The organism is uncultured Ruminobacter sp., assembly GCA_902764345.1.
Lineage (GTDB): Bacteria > Pseudomonadota > Gammaproteobacteria > Enterobacterales > Succinivibrionaceae > Ruminobacter.
In genome coordinates this window covers 1-4,021 of record CACWVT010000101.1, presented here as the reverse complement: position 1 = coordinate 4,021, position 4,021 = coordinate 1, and the positions used below count along the sequence as shown (strand labels likewise).

Below are 4,021 nucleotides of genomic sequence, written 5' to 3'. Positions count from 1 at the left end.
GGTACTCCTCAAACTTCGGGCGAACAATCAGATACCTGTTACCGCATCTGATAGCAAAAACACCAATGTTGCATTCCGCAAGAAGACGCAGTCTCGTGTGGCCGATGTGGAAATACTGAGATGCTTCGTTAAGTGTTAAGGTGTAGCGTTCATTAAAAGGAATTTTTGTAACTGCATTTTCCGGTTTGATTACAGCAATTGGCTCATTGAATTGCCTCCGTTAGTAAGTTGATTTTTCATTACAGACTCCTGTTTTTGCATAAATCTTTTCTCCTCTGATTGACTGTATAGTCCCGTACTGTTTCGGGTATATCAACTACTTAATCCAGACAAAATGCCATCTGAATCAAATAGTTGTGAAGAGCAATAAACCGCTTTTTGCCACATAAAACTGAGAAATGCAAAAAACGTTGTCTCTTATAAAGGTGCCACGGCAGAAGGGAAAATCTGACGTTTGTATTAATCTTTTTTGTTAAAGGGGGATATAAATCATGACCACCCCCTTATTTAATGGGCATGAATCACCTGTTTTGACGAAACGGGGACAAAATATTCAGCTGATTGGATATTTGATAAGCAATTGATAGGGAAAATATCAAATGTGATATGGCTCTAAAAGCGTGAATATTTTATAGTCTGATCACAAATGAATGGACATAACAAGGCTAATAATGGTTAAAAAATATCACGATGGTAAACTTTTAATAAGGGGGAGCATTTAGGCTCGTCAGTGTATTAAAGAGTTTAGTCATTTATGGCCAATACGTTATTGTTAGGAAGAAAGAAATATGTCGCAACATGTCATTCAGCTTATATGCCCAGGGTGTGGTGCTCCGGGCGTGTGAACCAAACTCTGTAAATTACATATAGCTAAAAATGTCAGAAAAACTCCTGAGATATAATTTAACTTATATAATCAGGAGTTTTTAANNATATAATTTAACTTATATAATCAGGAGTTTTTCATTATGGTTAAAGAAAAAAAGACCGTCCACAGAATCCAAATGACTGAGGGGAAACGTCAGATCATTCAGCAGCTTCTTCAGGAATATAACATCGAAACCACCGCTGATATACAGGCTGCTCTCAGAGATCTTTTAGGCGGAACCATCAAGGAAATGATGGAAGCTGAAATGGATCAGCATCTTGGATATCAGAAGTCCGAACGCTCAGACAGTGATGATTATCGTAACGGTTATAAGAAGAAAACCGTAAACACCAGCGTGGGAAGTTTAGAACTTGATGTCCCTCAGGACAGAAAATCAACTTTTGAACCACAGATTGTCAAAAAGAGACAGAAAGACATCTCTGAAATAGACCAGAAGATTATTTCCATGTATGCCAAGGGAATGACCACCAGACAGATATCTGACACGCTTTATGAAATATACGGCTTTGAGGCATCTGAAGGTTTTATATCTGATGTTACGGATAAGCTTCTGCCAAAAATAGAAGAATGGCAGAACAGACCGTTAGAGGATGTTTATCCTGTTGTTTTTATTGATGCCATTCATTATTCGGTAAGGGATAACGGTATTATCAGAAAGCTGGCGGCTTATGTGATTTTAGGTATCAGTTGTTCTGGACGCAAGGAAGTACTGTCCATTCATGTCGGAGAAAACGAAAGTGCAAAATTCTGGCTTTCCAGCCTAAATGAATTAAAGAACCGCCTAAATGAATTAAAGAACCGAGGTGTTCGGGACATCATGGTTATCTGTGCTGACGGGCTCAGCGGTATCAAAGAAGCCATTTCCGTAGCCTTTCCGAAGACAAAATACCAGAGATGTATCGTCCATCAAATAAGAAACACCATAAAATCCGTTCCGGAAAAGGACCGTAAAGCATTTGTCAGAGACCTAAAAACAATCTATCAGGCTGCGAATGAAGAAGACGGCAGAAAGGCCCTGGACCATGTTACGGCGAAGTGGCAGGATAAGTATCCAAGAGCCATGAAACGCTGGTATGACAATTGGGATGCAATATGCCCGATTTTTAAATTCTCATCTGAAGTCAGAAAGGTCATTTACACCACCAACGCCATCGAAAGCCTTAATGCGTCTTACCGCAAACTTAATCGCCAGAGAAGCGTATTTCCTAGCGACCAGGCCTTGCTGAAAGCCCTGTATCTTTCCACTTTTGAAGCAACCAAAAAATGGACCATGCCTCTAAGAAACTGGGGAGTAATCTACGGTGAATTTCAGATAATGTATGAAGGCCGATTACCAGACTGATTTCCGGTATGAACAAAAGACGGAAGCTGAAACTTCCGTCTAGGGTTTATTTTGTTTTTTAATAAAAATAGTTAAATTTCAATAGAAATAATTGACTATTTTATTTATAAAACATAAATCTTGACTTATAAAAACAAACAGGTAATATTAATAACACAAAAGCAGTAACCGGAAGGTCACTGCTTTAAAAAATTCTCAGGATGTTTTTCTATTTACAGAAAGATTTTCACATACTCTAAAAATTAATTTTCGAGCATTTTATGTTGCCTTAAATCTGCTCAGATTTAACATCGTATTGTGCTCTATCTTATCGACTTCCTTTCTCGCATTCTCCAGTTCTTCCAGTCTGACTATTTCATTCTTGGCATCATCAAGACCGAGATGAGTATAAACGTCCATGGTTACTGCAATTTCAGAATGTCCCATAAGATACTGGAGCGTCTTTGGATTCATCCTTGCCTTGGCCTGATTGCTGCAGTAAGTATGGCGACAGACGTGAGGAGTGATATTCGGCATTTGGATTTTGTAAATCTCGTTGTAGCGATTCACTGCATTACTGAATCGGTTTTCCCAGTGCAGTGCCACCTCCGGCATGCCGTCCTTATCCCGGATAAGAAATCCTGCATAGCCTTTGATGATCACCTCGGGCAAATCAGTCGGCCTGTATTCCACCAGGTTCTTAAACATCTGATACACATCTTCAGTCATCGGAATCTTGCGGGTTCCTGCGTTTGTCTTAGTCGGAGTGATAAGGTATTGTCCTGCTCTGAATCTTTGTAGCTGATGGTTGATATCGATTATTCGGTTTTCCAAATCTATATCCTTTAGTGTCAGACCGCAGAATTCCGATATGCGCATTCCGGTATGAAACAGAATGTAAAACACCTCATAGTACTTACAGTAGATATTGTCCTCTCGTACAAATTTAAGGAACTTATACATCTGATCTTTGGTGATGGCCTGTCTCGTTTTTTCGGTGTTGTAAATGACACCGGCAAGCTCAAATCCGAAAGGATTTTTGACCAGCAAATCATCATCAACCGCCATCTGAAAAGCAGGTCTCAGTACTCCGCGTACCGTTTTAATGGTACTCGAGCCTCTGCTGTCCTCCTGCTGAAGTTTGATGAGAAAAAGCTTGGCATCGGATGTTCTAATCTCACACATCCTCCTGTTTGAAAATTCTTCCTTTTTAAGCAGATTGCGAACAAAATTATAATTGATAAGCGTTGATTCCCTTACGCCGGTTCTGGTCTTAAGATATCTCTCAACCAGCTCCATGACCGTGAGATTTTTTCGCATCGGATCCAGCCTTGATTCCAAATCCCGATCGACGCTTTTTTCAAGCTCGCGCAGTGATAAGCACGGCAGCCTACCTGCAGGTTGCGGGTCTGTCGGGGTAAGGCGCCAGCTGTATAAGAATTTCGGCTTGCCGTTAACCATGTACTTAAACTGATATTTGCCGTCTCTTCTGATAGATTCTCCGGTATGAAGAACTCTATGCTTCGAGTCTCTTCTTGGTCCTACCGTTCTTGGCATTTGCAAGTTCCTCCTGTTTTCCGTTACATAAATATTTCATAAGTTCTTCCCTTACAATGAATCGCTGCTGTCTGCCGTAATGAACCACAAAGCTGAGTTCAACCTCCCGGATCAGACGTTTGAATTTCCCCCGGCTGAGATTAAACAGCGTTATGGCCTCCTCAACAGTAAGCAGCTCCTTTTCTTCCAAGTTAGCTGGCATCATCATGCTCACCGTTAAATCATCTGGGTATTGATGAGGTACTCCTCAAACT

At 40.5% G+C, this 4,021-nt stretch carries 4 protein-coding genes; 1 reads left to right on the top strand and 3 read right to left on the bottom strand.

All coding sequences use genetic code 11. The annotated features are described in order from the left end of the window. A partial coding sequence (locus QZU58_RS10185) for an excisionase (protein ID WP_294496517.1) occupies positions 1 to 190 on the bottom strand: 190 nt, incomplete at its 3' end. Positions 191 to 968: 778 nt separating this feature from the next. Between QZU58_RS10185 and QZU58_RS10180 the strand changes: the two genes are divergently transcribed. After that, positions 969 to 2,231 (top strand): IS256 family transposase, encoded by a 1,263-nt coding sequence (locus QZU58_RS10180; RefSeq protein WP_363174844.1) that lies wholly within the window; start codon positions 969 to 971, stop codon positions 2,229 to 2,231. A gap of 258 nt (positions 2,232 to 2,489) precedes the next feature. On the opposite strand, the gene QZU58_RS10175 is transcribed toward QZU58_RS10180, so the two are convergent. Together QZU58_RS10175 and QZU58_RS10170 are read right to left on the bottom strand one after the other, a co-directional pair. Next, a complete protein-coding gene (locus QZU58_RS10175) occupies positions 2,490 to 3,767 on the bottom strand; it encodes a site-specific integrase (protein ID WP_294496513.1) in 1,278 nt (425 codons plus the stop codon). After that, a complete protein-coding gene (locus tag QZU58_RS10170; protein WP_294496511.1) occupies positions 3,727 to 3,969 on the bottom strand; it encodes a helix-turn-helix domain-containing protein in 243 nt (80 codons plus the stop codon). Before QZU58_RS10170 ends, QZU58_RS10175 begins: the two co-directional genes overlap by 41 nt. Positions 3,970 to 4,021 lie beyond the last annotated feature (52 nt).

Excerpts from the sequence above, each read along its gene's own strand:
- QZU58_RS10170 (WP_294496511.1), bottom strand. The coding sequence starts at position 3,969 with ATGCCAGCTAACTTGGAAGAAAAGGAGCTGCTTACTGTTGAGGAGGCC.
- QZU58_RS10180 (WP_363174844.1), top strand. The coding sequence starts at position 969 with ATGGTTAAAGAAAAAAAGACCGTCCACAGAATCCAAATGACTGAGGGG.
- QZU58_RS10175 (WP_294496513.1), bottom strand. The coding sequence starts at position 3,767 with ATGCCAAGAACGGTAGGACCAAGAAGAGACTCGAAGCATAGAGTTCTT.